The sequence below is a fragment of the Aeribacillus composti genome, assembly GCF_031760945.1.
Classification (GTDB): domain Bacteria; phylum Bacillota; class Bacilli; order Bacillales; family Aeribacillaceae; genus Aeribacillus; species Aeribacillus composti.
In genome coordinates, this window is record NZ_CP134501.1 from 3271612 (window position 1) to 3286364 (window position 14753).

Here is a 14753-nt window from a genome sequence, read left to right on the forward strand (position 1 = left end):
AAAATTAAAGCTCTGAACTCATGGCAAACATAGCTAAATTCTTGCTGAATACAAAAACCCGGGCTGTCGAAAAAGTCGACAGCCCGAGGAATGCGCTTGATAATATCTCTTTTAATGGTAGCCGTTTTGGCCGTTCGCACTTCCGCTTGTTTTATGCTTCGGCTTGGATTTTGAGTTTTGCTTGTTGTGTTGACCGCCTTTTTTTGATTGCTTTGCCACTCGTATGTCCTCCTGTTTACGTCAATTTTTTCAGCCTCATTTTTAATATGACCATGTGAAATGAAAAAAAGTCTTCGAAATAAATGGCGGCCTTTATTAATTATTGGAATTTTTTGATAAAATTGCATTGATCTCCCCGCCTAATATAATAATAACCGCGGAAAGATAAAACCAAATTAGAAGAATGATCACCCCGCCGAGGCTTCCATATGTCACGCTGAAATTCCCAAAATTTCCGACATAGTAAGAAAAAAGAAGAGAAACAACAATCCAGCCAACGGTAGCAAATAAAGCGCCTGGATATGCTTCAGAAATTTTCATCCGTTTATTTGGCGCAATAAAATACAGTCCTGTAAAAACGATGCACAAAATAACAGCACTTAATAACCATCTTATCGTATTCCATATCGTTAAAAACACTTCTGTAAATCCGAACGCCCGAAATATAAACAAGCCTATCTCTCTGCCAAACACCGGAAGCAGCAGTGCAACTAAAATGACTAAAATCATGGCAAAAGTCAACAAAATAGACATCAAGCGAGCTACAAGGAAATGACGGTTTTCTTCCACTTGATATGCTTTATTAAAAGCTCTGACAATCGCATTAATCCCATTTGAGGCAGACCAAATTGTTCCAATGACTCCGAACGACAAAAGGGTCACATTTTGAGTTTCAATAATATGCCTCACATTGTTTTCGATCAATTTCATTGTATTTCCCGGTGCATATTGTGCGACAAAATCAAGAACAACATCTGAAGAGAGGGGCAAATATGCAAGGAGATTCATTAAAAAAATAAGGAATGGAAAAAGAGACAAAAGAAAGAAGTAGGCTAACTCCGCAGCTAAACTTGATATTTCATCTTCTTTAAACCGTTTAAAAAGCTCTTTAGCGATTTGAAGAAGGTTGATGTGGTCATCCATCTTGGCACCTCATTTCAAACTAGTTTCTGTCAAAGGCGCTCCTTCCATTTCTCTTTTGCTTCTTTCATTATTTCCATTACTTTCGGTGTCGTTTCTTTTAATTCTTTCACTTTTTCAGAAACAAATTCAATATCTTCGATTGTTTGCTCGATTGTTCTTTTGACAGAGTTCATTTTTTCCTTTGTTTTATCAGCAATCTCCATCGGATTTTCTGCGCACTGCTTGATTTTGCTAAAAGCTGATCTGCTTTTGCTGATTACATTGTCCCTTGTTTTTTTATCCAATAAAGAAAGCGCTGCGCCTGCGATCGCTCCGATGAACAGCCCTTTTAACAATTTATTTTGCGATTTCATTTGACTTTCACCTCTTCTACGAAAGATGGTGTTCTTCTTTGATCTTCTGGAGCAGCCCTTTGCAGCCTTTGACAACCATGTCATAAACCTCTTCAAAGTTCCCAGTATAATACGGATCAGGGACGTCCAAAATATCAGCATCTGGTACGAAATCCATTAAACGACTGATTTCACCCGTATTGTTATATCCTGCCATCCGGCGCAAATTTCCTAAGTTTTCTCCATCCATGGCAATAATATAATCAAAATCTGATAAATCATTCTTATGAATTTGACGTGCTTTTAAACCTTCATAAGAAATTTGGTAACGGTCTAATATTTCTCGAGTCCCTCTATGCGGCGGGCTTCCTACATGCCAGCCTCCCGTTCCCGCTGAATCGACAAAAATTTTATCTTCCAGACCTTCCCGTTTAACTAAATCACGAAAAACCGCCTCAGCCATTGGCGAACGGCATATATTTCCTAAACAAACAAAAAGTACTTTTATCATTGCTGAAACCTCCTGAAACCATTGCTTCAATCGTTTTTTCATAAGCTGCAAAGAATAGTTTGGAAAGATCAATTTTTTTGATCATAATATTCAATCTTTCATAATACATGATACAATGAAACAAATAAAAAAACGAGAGGATGAAATCAATTGAATTTATGTGAAAAATCAGCAGAAAATATGGAATACATGATTAAAAAAATTACAGAAAAATTGAATATGATCAACATCAGTGCAGTTCAACCAACACATTTTAATGTAAATATGTATGAAGACCTAAAAGAAATTTATGACCATGTAATGAAAAAAAATACTTTCAGCCCCAGCGAAATGCAAGCAATTGCAGAGGAATTGGGGAACCTACGAAAGAGCACTCTTTAAGTGAATTGAGCTTTCTGCTGCTCGTTGCGAATGGGCTTGTGCAAATGACGGCAATTAGTGTTTAACTTAGCGATGTTGAAGTGTTGTGAAAACTCGCAGCTGCTGTCCTCATCAGCTTGCTTCAGTTGATTTGTTATATGTGGTTCTATACGCTTCTCAAAACGATGTTCGAGTCACATTAGGAACCGCCCAATCTGCCATCCATCAGAGGTTTAGCTTGGATTCTAAAGCAGGCGAATCGTGTACGCGCTCCATTTTCATCATTCTCTTTTTTCTTTTGCAGGAGAAAAATAAAGATAGACCTCCTTGTTGTTTAGATGCCAGATTTCAGAAGAAATCGTTTTTACTTTAAAGCAGCTTTATAAATTCAGTATAAGCTGCTTTTTGTATAATAACTTTTTGTCAAAACGGTGTCTATTTTTTGAACAAAATGTGAATTTTTTGTTTCGTTTTTGTGACAAATGATTTATAATAAAAGAAAACGTTTTCTTTGTTTGGGGGTCAAAAAAATGGTCGTGACACTTATGAAATATTTTTATTTATTCGTTGCTCTCTTCTGTTTATTGTCTGGAATTTTGGTCGGTTTTGCAAAGGAGCTTCCGCTTTCGGTGATAGTCATTTTCTTAGGCTTTTTCAATCTTGCTTTATATTATGTCTTCCATAGAGAAGCCTTGAAAAAACAGCAAATTTAAAAGAATGGCGAAAATAAAGGCACCATTCTTTTTCGAAAACGTCAAATAAGCTTTTTATAAACTTTATCTTTATAAAATTGAGATGCAGATGTGTTGAATATATTCCTTTTCTTCACGATTCGTTCCAATGCTAATTGTTTTTCCGACAGCTTTTGTTGTAATTTTTTCCTTTCTGCTTCATCTTCACAGCATTTTAGTAAATCTTGAATAGTTAATAGTTCCTTTTTCAAGTCATTTTCTTGATCGACCATTCCGGCGTTTCTCAAAAGACGATAAGCCATTCGGAGTTCTTCCGGAATATCAGACAAATCGTCATGCGGGAGAGGCTTCCCCATCCCGGGAAGTTCTTTAAACTCTCCCTCTTCATATGCCTTTTTGATCCGATCCTCAGCAATTTTTGCAAATATATCCACGCTTCACCCTCCCTTCGACCGTTATGTTCGTCCTTTTTCTAAACGCTTTACCCGCTTTTTCATCGCTTTTGTTAAATATCCGCCTTTAAAAGAACGAATTTCATACGAGCTTAAAAACGCTTTTGGTTCTATTTCATTGACAAGGTTTAAAAATTCTTCCTCCCGAGAGCGTTGAGCAACAACTTCCAAACGATACCTGATCGAATTCATTCCTTCTCCTTGAAAGACCGTAACCCCAAAACCAGCCTCCCTCAATTTTTTTACTAATTCGGAATTTTTATCCATTAAATTCACATTGTATGTTACATATCCAAAAGCCAGCTTTTTCTCCAGTTCACCGCCCAACAACAGCCCTGCACCAAAACCGACAATATATGCACTAATATTGTAAATATTAGATAAATCTTGAAAAACTATTCCTAAAGCGACAATATAAATCGCTGCTTCTAGCAAACCTATACCAGCAGCAGCCTTTGTTTGATTTTTCACTAACAAAATAGTTCGGATCGTCAATACTGGTACATACAATAATTGCAGCAAAAAAATAAAAATTGCTTGTAGAAACATGTTGCCTAGACACTCCTTTGTTCCATCATTCTATAAATTATTTTCAAAAAGAAAGAGCTATCATAAACTCAAAATCTGAGATTTGAAACTACATTTTTACAATTCATCTTGATCTGTTATTATGCTTCGAAACTTCCTTTTTCATGCGAATAGGCTGGCGCTTGAAATACATCGCTGTTCTCCATACCCACTCCAACGGCCCTAATTGAAAATATTTAAACCAAATATGGCTGATGATAAGCTGCACGGCAAAAATTGCGAGTGCAAGCCAAAAACCGGCGAAGGGGTATACTTTACCGTACAATCCCAATCCGTAATGATAAAAAATATATGTACAAATAACAGATTGCATGATGTAATTTGTCAATGACATGCGTCCAACAGGCGCAATCTTCTTAACAATTTGCCGGCAGATTGGGTGAAAATATAAAAATATGAGAGAGATCACATAAAACAACATGAGAAATGGTGCACCGAACACCATGTAAAAACTATTTTTAGCGGTGACCGCAAAAATATTTAACGGAAGCCCAATGATAAGCCCGAAAAACCAGATGGCTGTTAATAACCTTCGATGCTTCTCCGGTTCTTGAAAAAGCTTTTGTTTCGCAAATATCATGCCAACTAAAAACATGCTGATATATGGGAGCATGTTTATTATATAGACAAGCGGTTGAAAAGGCCACATGCCAGACATAGACATGTAAAAAAGCCGATCATGAATACGCTGATGGAAAATATCAGTAAAACTTCCGTTTTGATATGAATGGATTGCGTTTCTTGCCTCCTCTTCCAGTAAGGCAGCCTGCTCTCTTTTTTGGACAAAAGCATCCTCACCATTGGATACAGCCGTCATCAAACCAATAAGGAGCAAATATAAACTAAATAAACATACAGTCCATACCAAAAGGGTTTTCCAGGAACACTTCCGGAAAAAAAGGAGAAGAAACCCCAGCACAGCATAATCCATTAAAATGTCTCCATCCCAGATGAAAAATGAATGAATTAGTCCAAATACAAAAAGCACCACCAGTCTGCGTATATATATAGAAACAAAGTTCCTGCCGTTTCCTAAAGCCCGTTCCTCCATGATGATGATTCCAAATCCGAACAATAATGAGAACATTGTAATAAACTTCATTTGTACAAATATTTCCAAAATATTTTTCGTTAGAAAATCCCATGTTCTCCATGTTTCAGTAAAAAAATTTTCGCTGCCTATTTGGTATAAATATACATCTGGATAGCTGAAATGCGCCATATTCACAAGTAAAATGCCAAATATCGCAGCCCCCCGCACCACATCCACTACTTCATAACGCTCACGATTAAGATTCAAACCAAAACCCCCATTCTGAAAAAAGTTCTTATTGTTAACGCCCTTTTTTCATTACTTTTTGTCCAAAGGCTGCATTTCAGCTTTATCGTGTTTAAATTTATTTGAATATAGCGAAAAAAGAATGACAATTTTCTTATAGTCTATTATGATAGACATAAGATTCGAATATCAACAGATCCACAAGGGGAGCTATATGCTGAGAGTGGACGGATATTTCGTCCAGACCCTTTGAACCTGTTAGTTAATGCTAGCGTAGGGATGTGGAAGTATACTGATCCATGATACAGCCTTTTTCCCCCTTATGGATATTTGTTGATAGCAAATAATATACAGGGGGTTTTATTTTTGGAAAAAAATCGCTTATTACTATTAATAGAAGCAGCAATCTTTGCAGCATTGGCAGTTATACTTGATCTTCTCCCTTCCATTCAATTATCATCAGCCATTTCTATATCCATTGCCATGGTGCCTGTACTCATATTATCGTTTCGATCCGGTGCAAAGATTGGCTTCATTTCCGGCTTTTTATGGGGATTATTGCAAATTGTATTAGGTGATGCATACATCCTGACGCCTGTTCAAGGCTTCATCGACTATTTTCTAGCTTTTTCCTTTATCGGTTTAGCCGGTCTTTTCAGCAAAACTATCCAAAATAAGCTGAAAGATGGAAAGAAAAGCTCTGCTCTTGTTTTCATCATCTTTGGCGTCTTCATCGGAGCTTTTGCACGTTATTTTTGGCATTTTATCAGCGGTGTCTTTTTCTTCGGAGAATATGCACCAGAAGGAATGTCAGCGGTCGTTTATTCTTTGATCGTAAACGGCATTACGATGATAGGAGCCTTTGTATTATGCGCTGTCGTTACTGTTATTCTCATTATGGCGGCGCCAAGATTGGTTGTAAAATAAATAAAATAGTCCTCTGCAAAACATGCAGAGGATGATTTTGTTTATAGGGTAAATACTTTCGTTTCAACAGTGTATTTTTTTAATTTTTCACGGCTTACATGAAAACCGATCCCCGGGTTATCAGGCAAGGCAATTTTTCCATTATAAACCGATATTTCCGGTTCAATAATATCTTCTTCCCAATACTTAGATGAACTGGATATATCTCCTGGCAGTGTGAATTGTTCAAGTGTCGCTAAGGCTATATTATGGGCCCGTCCAATCCCTGATTCAAGCATCCCTCCGCACCAAACTGGAACATTTTGCTCTTTGCAAAAATCATGGATTTTTTTTGCTTCTGTCAAACCGCCAACACGGCCGATTTTTATATTCATAATTTTGCAGCTTCGAAGTTCAACAGCCTTTCGAGCATCTTCGAAGGAACAAATACTTTCATCTAAACAGATCGGTGTGTCCAATTCTTTTTGAAGTTTGCTATGATCCACAATATCATCGTGCGCAAGAGGCTGCTCAATCATCATTAATTGAAACTCATCCAATTGTTTTAGATGATTTATATCTTTTAATGTATAGGCACTGTTCGCATCAGCCATTAAATCCAAGTTCGGAAAATGCTTCCGTATTTCCTTAACTACTTCAATATCCCAACCGGGTTTAATCTTTATTTTTACTCTCTTGTATCCTTCCTCCTGATATTGTTCAATAAGACTGATTAAATCTTTTATTGTCGGCTGAATACCGATGCTCACCCCAGCTTCAACTTCTTTTTTCATTCCCCCGAGAGCTTGTGAAAGAGGTATATTTTGCTGTTTTGCATATAGATCCCACACGGCACCTTCCAAAGCCGCTTTTGCCATATAATTTCTGCGAATAAAACGAAACGATTCAGCCAACTCACGAGGATGATGAAACGACGTCTTTGATAAAATCGGAATGAGGAAATCTTCGATCATGTGCACAGTTGTTTTCACGGTTTCTTCTGTATACCATGGAGTGGAAAAAGCAACCCCTTCTCCAAAACCGGCTGCACCATCATCATCCTTTACTTCTACGATCAACAATTCGCGATCGTGAATGTCTCCATAGCTAGTAGAAAATGGGGCTTTCAAACGCATCTGTAATATATGCAAAACAATTTTCTTAATTTTTATCAATTAAGAGCATCTCCTTTTTTAAACAAGCTCTCAGCTAAGTTCGACAAAATCATTCCCATTCGCCAGAGGGCTCGATATTTCCCGGAAAATATTTCTTAAAATAGCGAATCCACTCGAACGTTTGTTTTACACTAATTATAAAATAAACGCTTTCTTAATGTAAAGGAGCAAGGGATTTCTTTATTTCCCTTATTGTTTATTGAACTGTAAAATCTCAAATAAATAATGAGATAATCGTAGAAACGAGTCTCATCATGAGATTAATTTTTCCACTCAATAGTTGCCTTCTTCTCTTTGTTGACTAGCAATTTAAAAACATCAGGTCTTGCATAATGCCCAACAGGATCAAAATCAAACTGGCTATAGGCGATTTGTTTCATATCCAGTTCTGCAATGATGATGTCTTCCTTGCCAAATACGGGCTCTGCCACATATTCGCCCAACGGTCCAACAATCGCGCTACCACCTCTGCTCATTATTTCAGGTGAAGAAGCAAGTTCATCATAACAAGCCAAATCTTTCGGATACATATCTTTTGTCACATATTGATTGGCAGACAAAACAAAGCATCTCCCCTCCAAAGCAATGTGGCGGATTGTTGACTGCCAAGTTTCCCTTGCATCAGCCGTTGGGGCAATATAAATTTGAATTCCTTGTGCATACATCGCAGCCCTTGCTAACGGCATATAATTTTCCCAGCAGATTAGCGCCCCTATTCTTCCATAAGGGGTGTCAAACACTGGTAATGTGCTTCCATCCCCTTCCCCCCAAACAATCCGTTCTGCTGCAGTCGGTTTTAATTTGCGGTGTTTTCCTAACAACTGTCCGTCAGAATCGAAAAATAAAACAGAACAGTAAAGTGTCCCGCCGCTAAATTCATTATCCCTTTCTGTAACGCCTATCACAAGGTAGACACCTGCTTTTCGAGCCGCTTCGCCCAGTTGTTCCGTCGTTTCGTCCGGAACAGCTACAGAATTGCTCCAGTATCTATACCAATCCTTCCTCCCTTCAGCCGAACGGCTCCCAATCGTTGTACCGAAAGATAAGCCTCTAGGATAAGCGGGAATAAAAGCTTCAGGAAATACAACAATCTTTGCTCCTTTTTCAGCAGCTTGATGTATGAGGCTAACCGCCTTTTTTGTCGTGGCGTCTCGGTCCATAATAACAGATGAGGCTTGTATAACAGCAACTTTAACCTTTTGTGCTCTGTTCGACATATTCTTCCCCTCCACCAAATTGAAAAATCTAAAGCCATCTTAAATGCCGAAGCTCATGAACCTTCAAAGTCAATAACCTTCGGAAGTTGCCCCCCTATTCATCTTCCATAAAAAAATCTGCACAGGAAGGAAAACACTTTGAATAATCCTCTTTTTTAGCATAGAAGGGCCGGCCCATGTATTAGAGTTCAAAATAATTGGATTATGTTTTTCCATGAGAGCTTTTCATGTGATATCTCATCTGAAGTAATTTAATGGTAATTTCTTAGCATGCTCCTTTGTACAATACAGCTGTGGCTGAGTGTCGAACTAACTATCAACACTTAATTCTATAGAAGCATTAAGCGTAAAATATGAGAAACGGTTTGAATTGGAGTATATTATTCATAATAAAAATGTTCAAAAATTTTTGGACCATCCAATCAAAGATTTTGTCAATCATCCAATTTCAATACTGCAACAGCCATTTATCCAAGACGAACCATAAAGTGAAATAAATTTGCCGAAAATCGCACATCTATTTTAAGGGTTTTCAACTTCAAGTAAAGAAAAAATCGGGCAGGACAGCTTTAAGCATTGCGTCCATGTTACAAAAGATAATGATTTTTCAGCAGCGTTCAAATCATGTGCTAAAAACTCCAAGTTAAAATAAAAGTGGATGGGTAAAATGTTACTGAATTGGATGGGCATTATTCTTTCATCTAGCGTTATAATTAATGTTTGAACAGGTTCAAATTTTGATGGATATAACAACATTTTCGATTATGTTCAATAGGAACATTCTATAGATAAATAACAAAGAACCTGGTTAACTTGCCATATAGCAGGAAGTGCCAAGCAAATCTAAAGGGTGAAGCATATGGACTGGAAACCGGATCGAAATGCAAAAAAGCCTATATATAAACAGCTGGCCGAATATATTGAAAATGGAATTGCGGATGGCACATTTCCCCCTGATAAACCGCTGCCTTCTGAACGGTTTTTGGCCAATAAGCTGCAAATAAACAGAAGCACAGTTGTGGCTGCATATGACGAATTAGAATCAAACGGACTTATCGAGAGAAAGAGAGGAAGCGGAACAACAATCAGCAAAGATATATGGGGCATGACAAAGAAGCGTGTACCAAGCTGGAATCGGTATATTGAGGCAGGATCGTTCTTGCCGAATTTACCTGTGACCCAGAGAATACGCAAAGAGATGGAAGAGCATAAACTAATCAATTTAGCTAGCGGTGAATTGTCGGAAGATCTTTTTCCAATCGACTCCTTGCGAGAAATCATTTCGACAAGGTCATTTATCGGAAGCCTAGGATATGATCATCCTCAAGGGAATGAGATATTAAGAAAAACTATCACAAAGCATGTGAAACGATATCGGAGAATTGAGACAAATCCGTCTTCCATTCTCATCACATCAGGAGCGCAGCAAGCTTTATATTTAATCGTCCAATGCTTATTAAAGCCGGGTGACGCGATAGCATTAGAAGAGCCTTCGTATTATTACAGTCTCCCGGTCTTTAAATCAACCGGAATTAGACCTTTCTATTTACCAGTTGACAAAGACGGTATAAACCCGGATGATTTGCTTCTATTGCATAAAAAACATCGAATCAGGATGATCTTTTTAAATCCTGCTTTCCAAAATCCATCAGGCGCTTTCCTTCATAAAAACCGGCGGGAAAAAATATTGGAAATATCGTCTGAGTATGGAATACCGATTGTTGAAGACGATCCTTACAGTTTAACGTCCTTTAATGGGGAAGAGACCTACCCGCTAAAATCAATGGATGAGCATGGAAATGTCTTATATATCAGCTCATTGTCAAAAATTGTTGCTTCTGGTTTGCGAATTGGTTGGGTTATTGGACCAAAGCCTGTGATTGAAAGATTGTCTGATGCCAAACAGCAAGTGGATTTCGGTCATGCCAGCTTTACTCAATGGATTGCCAATGATTTTCTGGAATCTGACGACTTCGATGCCCATATCAACTGCTTAGTCAAACGGCTCGAAAACAGAAGGGATCAAATTGTCAAAAGCCTTCGATTCTACTTAAAAGACGATGTTGATTTTTATATCCCACAAGGAGGCATTCATTTATGGTGCAAAATAAAGAAAGACTTTAATGAGATCCAGCTGCTAGAAGAGTCGATCAAGCGCGGGGTTATTTATGTTCCGGGCTCAACGCTTGGATCAAGTACAAAATATGTCCGTTTTACCTTCGCAAGAGAAAATGAAGAAAATATAAATGAAGGAATAAAAAGATTTGCTGATGCATTTTATAATATTCAGCATAAATAAATTTCTATTTTCAGGTGATTATCAAGCAAGGACATTAACGAATCAATTCTCTACCACAATGTAAAGAGACAGGGAGATGGTTTTATGTATAGTATGTTATTGACCGTAGGCATTATTATTTGTGTACTTGCACTCATTTTAACTGCGTTTATCGGAAAAGAAGTAGGAAACAAAATAGAAACATATAAAGCGATCGGGAACAGTCCCCATGATGAACTCGCAAGGTCAAGGGAATATGAAACAAGCTCCTTTCGCAATGTTCGCTCGTTGACATGGATTTATACCTTATTGTTTATTGTCATCCTCATTGTATGTCTTATTTTTCTGTTTTAATGCTAAAGAAACGAACCTATGCAAACAATAATGAACTAAATATATTTAAACCGAAATCCTCGACTAGCCCTTGCTAACGAAATGACGTTTAGCATGGTTGTTAGTTGAGGTTTTTTATTTTGGCTTTCATTGAATTTTCATAGCTCCAAAAACGTTTTTCGCCAAAATTTTTTGACAATAATAATTTACATTTATTTCAAAAAGTGATATCATTTTAATATAAAAATAATATGAGAGGGGCAATGAAAGTTGAAAGAAAAAAAGGCATGGTTTATTGACGGGTTTATTGGAATTGTATTAATCGTTGCACTTTTGCTCGGAGCAGCTTTTACATTTATCCAGGAGTTTATTGTTCCTGCAATTGTATTGGTTGTTCTTGCCGCACTGCTTGGAAGCGGCCTTACCATTGTACAGCCGAATCAAGCAAACGTTGTCATTTTCTTCGGACGTTATTTAGGAAGCATTCGGAAAAGTGGCCTTGCTTTAACGGTTCCATTAACTATTAGACAAAAGGTGTCCCTTCGCGTTCGAAATTTTAACAGCAAAAAGCTAAAAGTAAACGATGTGGAAGGGAATCCGATTGAAATTGCTTCGGTCATCGTCTTCAAAGTAATCGATTCCGCAAAAGCAACTTTTGATGTGGATGATTATGAAGAATTCGTGGAAATCCAAAGCGAGGCTGCCATTCGTCATGTAGCAACGAAATATCCTTACGATACGTTTGATGACCACAATATTACATTAAGAGGCAACGCCGATGTTGTTTCAAAAGAGCTGGCAGATGAATTGCAAGAACGGTTGAACGTCGCTGGAGTTGAAGTAATAGAAGCTAGACTGACTCATTTAGCTTACTCGACTGAAATTGCCAGCGCCATGCTTCAGCGCCAGCAGGCAGCCGCCGTTTTATCTGCGAGAAAAAAGATTGTCGAAGGAGCCGTCAGCATGGCCCAAATGGCTGTCGAGCAGCTGGCTAGCAACGGAACGATTGAGCTTGATGAAGAAAGAAAGGTTAACATGGTGAATAATTTAATGGTTGCGATCATCTCCGATCGCGGCACCCAGCCGGTCATAAATACCGGAAGTCTATATTAATGGTTGTGTCGCATCATGGCAAAAAAGAAAAATTTCCCTTTAAGAATCGATCCTGAATTGTATGCCGTTATTGAACGTTGGGCGCAAGAGGAATTCCGCAGCGTCAATTCCCATATTGAATTTTTATTGCGGGACGCTGCTCGACGCGAAGGAAGGTTAAAGAAAAAAAAGGAGAAAGAATAAAACATCGATCATCTTTTCCGCAAGTCAAAAATTGGCTGCTGACTTCCTTCAGATCTTGGCGCCCTAGACACCCTTGTCTTAAACAAAATACTGCTGCTTTAAAGCTTGGCGAATGTACAGATGCCCAGCACATACAAAAAATCCCTTATGGATAACCATGAGGGATTTTTTATGAGTGAAGAACTTTTTCTAAATGTTTCACTGTTGGTGTTAAATTAGCAAAGAAATACGCTTCGCGGAGTCTGCGGGAAGGTGCACTATGCATGAGATATCCGGCACTTCCGTGATGAAGCATGTTTGCCTGTACAGCTTCAAGGGTTAAATAAGCAGCTTCCAAACGTATCTTTGCAATTTCTTTCCAGTCGAGTCTTTGATCGCTGAACAATGCATGAATGTCATCTTGAATTTTGCGCTCTTGTGTTTTCAATTGACCCGGCTGTATTTTCAAAAAGCTGTTGCAGCCATTTTGTTTATTAATAACCTTTTCAATGGAGGCGATGGAAGATCGTATAACACCTAAACCAAGAGGTATTTGATATAAAATGAAAACCGGGCGGATTTTCTCCACAAAAAGATCCGCATCGTCAGATAAAACCCACTGATTCGGGACAAAAACATCTTGAAAAGTACAAGAATATGTTGCGCTTCCATTTAAACCTAGAAAATCATTTTTTTCCTTTAATATTAATCCTTCTGCATTGCTCGGAATGAAGCACATGATTCGTTTGTGTTCATCCACCTCAGCAATCACACCGAACCAATGATTGTCACCTAGATTGGATACATTCGGCAAAACACCTGAAAGTATATAACCATCTTCTTTAGGTTTTGCCTTTAAGTGCAATTTTTCAAGTCCTGCATAATATTTCATCGGATTCGATAAGCCTGTTGCACCTAAAATTTTTCCACTCTCCAACAAAGGGAGCAATTTATTTTTTAATGAAAGATTGTTGGAATTTCGCACATAAGTTAAAGCGGCCAGATGGCACCATAGGCAAAATGCAGTCGTCATACACCATTTTGCTGTTTCTTCTACTACTTTCATTTCTTGTAAAATATATTCCTTTTGCGACTTATGATTCGTAGAGAAAAATCCAGCTTTCCCTAGCTCCCGCAAATATTGCTCCTGATAAAAACCTTCCGCATCAATTTTTTTTACATATGGTTTCAATTCTTTTTCAATTAACTGCTCCAACGTTTCAACTTTTTCGTCCAAACTATTCATTTCAATCATCACCCGCGTTCATAATGTCCGAAATCAGGCATTCCAATTATTATTAAATAAATAATTCCTACGTGTTTAGTCGGTTTAAAGTTATTTTATTATATTAGGTTCAAAAAATCAATCTTTATTTTGCCGCCTCTCCTATTTTTTTGATAAAGATGAACCTGTATATGTATTTCAAAAGAGCTTTGAAAAAAAGACAATAAACCAATGCTTGGCTTATTACAACTTCCTGAAAGTAGCCGGCATCCGCAAGCTACTTTCAGATAAAAATCGAAAAAATATAAAAGCAAGTGGAAAGAAACGCATTGTTTTTCTCCACTTGCTTCATTTTAGGGACTTATCGGACAGCCCCGCCTCTTAAAAAAAGGTGATTAAAATTGATTATTTATCTGCCAATATTTCCGTAATGGAGTCAATTGGTGTTTTTACTGCGTTGCGGGCACGCTTAACAGCCTCTTCATCTGGTGCATCGTAGAAGCAAAGGCATTTTGTCATATCTTCACAAACATAAGTTCTCGAAAATGTTACTTCAGGAACTTCTTGATAATGTACAGAGTTTTTCTTCTTTCTCTCCAAATATTGTTCCATTGTCAAATCTTCTGGTAAATTCCATTCAACCAAATAATTGACAACTTCATTATTTTTCTTTACATCTTCGAGTTCTTTTCCAACAAGACGAACTTGTTTTACTAGATGAATAGGTATCTGAATATCTTTTAACGTTTCAGTGGCAGCTTTTTGATTTTCTGCTTCAACAATAAAGAATGCGCGTGAGAAATCCTTTGATACTTGAAGTTCAATTAATGATGCCTGATTTTCGTTTAATTTTCCTTGAAGCTCTGAAACTTTTTGATCTAATTCCTCTTTTGCTGATACAATACCATTTAAGGATGATTCAATTAAGTATAGCGCCATATTTTTATCCCCCACTTTTTTATTATCATAAAGTCATTTTAATATACT

17 protein-coding genes and 1 riboswitch are annotated in these 14753 nt (G+C 37.6%); of the genes, 7 read left to right on the top strand and 10 right to left on the bottom strand.

Annotated features, from left to right (window positions below; translation table 11 throughout):
- Positions 1 to 315: 315 nt before the first annotated feature.
- The 3 genes from RI196_RS15965 to RI196_RS15975 are packed head-to-tail and all read right to left on the bottom strand — an operon-like array spanning position 316 to position 1986.
- Entirely contained in the window at positions 316 to 1143 is an 828-nt protein-coding gene (locus RI196_RS15965) for a YihY/virulence factor BrkB family protein (RefSeq protein WP_063386771.1), read from the bottom strand.
- Between the two features lie 29 nt (positions 1144 to 1172).
- The gene (locus RI196_RS15970; protein ID WP_311066515.1) at positions 1173 to 1496 is read right to left on the bottom strand and encodes a YtxH domain-containing protein; all 324 of its coding nucleotides are present in this window, start codon (positions 1494 to 1496) and stop codon (positions 1173 to 1175) included.
- A gap of 16 nt (positions 1497 to 1512) precedes the next feature.
- A complete protein-coding gene (locus tag RI196_RS15975; RefSeq protein ID WP_130156865.1) occupies positions 1513 to 1986 on the bottom strand; it encodes a low molecular weight protein-tyrosine-phosphatase in 474 nt (157 codons plus the stop codon).
- A gap of 150 nt (positions 1987 to 2136) precedes the next feature.
- Between RI196_RS15975 and RI196_RS15980 the strand changes: the two genes are divergently transcribed.
- Together RI196_RS15980 and RI196_RS15985 are read left to right on the top strand one after the other, a co-directional pair.
- On the top strand, positions 2137 to 2367 hold the full coding sequence (locus tag RI196_RS15980; RefSeq protein WP_063386774.1) for a DUF1128 domain-containing protein: 231 nt from the start codon (positions 2137 to 2139) through the stop codon (positions 2365 to 2367).
- Positions 2368 to 2876: 509 nt separating this feature from the next.
- The gene (locus tag RI196_RS15985) at positions 2877 to 3059 is read left to right on the top strand and encodes a hypothetical protein (protein WP_063386775.1); all 183 of its coding nucleotides are present in this window, start codon (positions 2877 to 2879) and stop codon (positions 3057 to 3059) included.
- A 41-nt stretch (positions 3060 to 3100) separates the two neighbouring features.
- On the opposite strand, the gene RI196_RS15990 is transcribed toward RI196_RS15985, so the two are convergent.
- From RI196_RS15990 to RI196_RS16000, 3 genes are all read right to left on the bottom strand, one after another.
- Positions 3101 to 3472, bottom strand: a complete 372-nt coding sequence (locus RI196_RS15990) for a DnaJ family domain-containing protein (RefSeq protein ID WP_311066516.1) — start codon at positions 3470 to 3472, stop codon at positions 3101 to 3103.
- A gap of 21 nt (positions 3473 to 3493) precedes the next feature.
- Complete coding sequence (locus tag RI196_RS15995; protein WP_311066517.1) at positions 3494 to 4039, bottom strand: DUF2179 domain-containing protein; 546 nt, start codon at positions 4037 to 4039, stop codon at positions 3494 to 3496.
- A gap of 103 nt (positions 4040 to 4142) precedes the next feature.
- On the bottom strand, positions 4143 to 5378 hold the full coding sequence (locus RI196_RS16000; RefSeq protein ID WP_311066518.1) for a DUF418 domain-containing protein: 1236 nt from the start codon (positions 5376 to 5378) through the stop codon (positions 4143 to 4145).
- 172 nt (positions 5379 to 5550) lie between these two features.
- Positions 5551 to 5654: riboswitch (TPP riboswitch) on the top strand.
- Between the two features lie 69 nt (positions 5655 to 5723).
- Between RI196_RS16000 and thiT the strand changes: the two genes are divergently transcribed.
- Complete coding sequence (gene thiT, locus RI196_RS16005) at positions 5724 to 6284, top strand: energy-coupled thiamine transporter ThiT (RefSeq protein ID WP_066247732.1); 561 nt, start codon at positions 5724 to 5726, stop codon at positions 6282 to 6284.
- 41 nt (positions 6285 to 6325) lie between these two features.
- Here thiT and menC read toward each other — a convergent pair whose 3' ends face one another.
- Both menC and RI196_RS16015 read right to left on the bottom strand, forming a co-directional pair.
- On the bottom strand, positions 6326 to 7435 hold the full coding sequence (gene menC / locus RI196_RS16010) for an o-succinylbenzoate synthase (protein ID WP_066247766.1): 1110 nt from the start codon (positions 7433 to 7435) through the stop codon (positions 6326 to 6328).
- Positions 7436 to 7698: 263 nt separating this feature from the next.
- On the bottom strand, positions 7699 to 8655 hold the full coding sequence (locus RI196_RS16015; RefSeq protein WP_066247730.1) for a carbon-nitrogen hydrolase family protein: 957 nt from the start codon (positions 8653 to 8655) through the stop codon (positions 7699 to 7701).
- Positions 8656 to 9514: 859 nt separating this feature from the next.
- On the opposite strand from RI196_RS16015, the gene pdxR reads away from it, so the two are divergent.
- The 4 genes from pdxR (at position 9515) to RI196_RS16035 (ending at position 12562) form a co-directional block, all read left to right on the top strand.
- Entirely contained in the window at positions 9515 to 10954 is a 1440-nt protein-coding gene (pdxR, locus tag RI196_RS16020) for a MocR-like pyridoxine biosynthesis transcription factor PdxR (RefSeq protein WP_063386781.1), read from the top strand.
- A gap of 84 nt (positions 10955 to 11038) precedes the next feature.
- The gene (locus RI196_RS16025) at positions 11039 to 11287 is read left to right on the top strand and encodes a hypothetical protein (protein WP_063386782.1); all 249 of its coding nucleotides are present in this window, start codon (positions 11039 to 11041) and stop codon (positions 11285 to 11287) included.
- Positions 11288 to 11536: 249 nt separating this feature from the next.
- Entirely contained in the window at positions 11537 to 12379 is an 843-nt protein-coding gene (locus RI196_RS16030) for an SPFH domain-containing protein (protein WP_063386783.1), read from the top strand.
- 15 nt (positions 12380 to 12394) lie between these two features.
- A complete protein-coding gene (locus tag RI196_RS16035) occupies positions 12395 to 12562 on the top strand; it encodes a type II toxin-antitoxin system antitoxin (protein WP_065095528.1) in 168 nt (55 codons plus the stop codon).
- 169 nt (positions 12563 to 12731) lie between these two features.
- On the opposite strand, the gene RI196_RS16040 is transcribed toward RI196_RS16035, so the two are convergent.
- Both RI196_RS16040 and RI196_RS16045 read right to left on the bottom strand, forming a co-directional pair.
- A complete protein-coding gene (locus RI196_RS16040) occupies positions 12732 to 13787 on the bottom strand; it encodes an acyl-CoA dehydrogenase family protein (protein ID WP_311066519.1) in 1056 nt (351 codons plus the stop codon).
- Between the two features lie 384 nt (positions 13788 to 14171).
- The gene (locus RI196_RS16045) at positions 14172 to 14705 is read right to left on the bottom strand and encodes a DUF4242 domain-containing protein (RefSeq protein WP_063386785.1); all 534 of its coding nucleotides are present in this window, start codon (positions 14703 to 14705) and stop codon (positions 14172 to 14174) included.
- Positions 14706 to 14753: the final 48 nt, after the last annotated feature.

Coding starts and splice junctions, on each gene's coding strand:
- RI196_RS16025 (WP_063386782.1), top strand. CDS start 11,039: ATGTATAGTATGTTATTGACCGTAGGCATTATTATTTGTGTACTTGCA.
- RI196_RS15985 (WP_063386775.1), top strand. CDS start 2,877: ATGGTCGTGACACTTATGAAATATTTTTATTTATTCGTTGCTCTCTTC.
- RI196_RS15995 (WP_311066517.1), bottom strand. CDS start 4,039: ATGTTTCTACAAGCAATTTTTATTTTTTTGCTGCAATTATTGTATGTA.
- RI196_RS15975 (WP_130156865.1), bottom strand. CDS start 1,986: ATGATAAAAGTACTTTTTGTTTGTTTAGGAAATATATGCCGTTCGCCA.
- RI196_RS15970 (WP_311066515.1), bottom strand. CDS start 1,496: ATGAAATCGCAAAATAAATTGTTAAAAGGGCTGTTCATCGGAGCGATC.
- RI196_RS16015 (WP_066247730.1), bottom strand. CDS start 8,655: ATGTCGAACAGAGCACAAAAGGTTAAAGTTGCTGTTATACAAGCCTCA.
- pdxR (WP_063386781.1), top strand. CDS start 9,515: ATGGACTGGAAACCGGATCGAAATGCAAAAAAGCCTATATATAAACAG.
- RI196_RS16040 (WP_311066519.1), bottom strand. CDS start 13,787: ATGAATAGTTTGGACGAAAAAGTTGAAACGTTGGAGCAGTTAATTGAA.
- RI196_RS16045 (WP_063386785.1), bottom strand. CDS start 14,705: ATGGCGCTATACTTAATTGAATCATCCTTAAATGGTATTGTATCAGCA.
- RI196_RS15965 (WP_063386771.1), bottom strand. CDS start 1,143: ATGGATGACCACATCAACCTTCTTCAAATCGCTAAAGAGCTTTTTAAA.
- RI196_RS16035 (WP_065095528.1), top strand. CDS start 12,395: ATGGCAAAAAAGAAAAATTTCCCTTTAAGAATCGATCCTGAATTGTAT.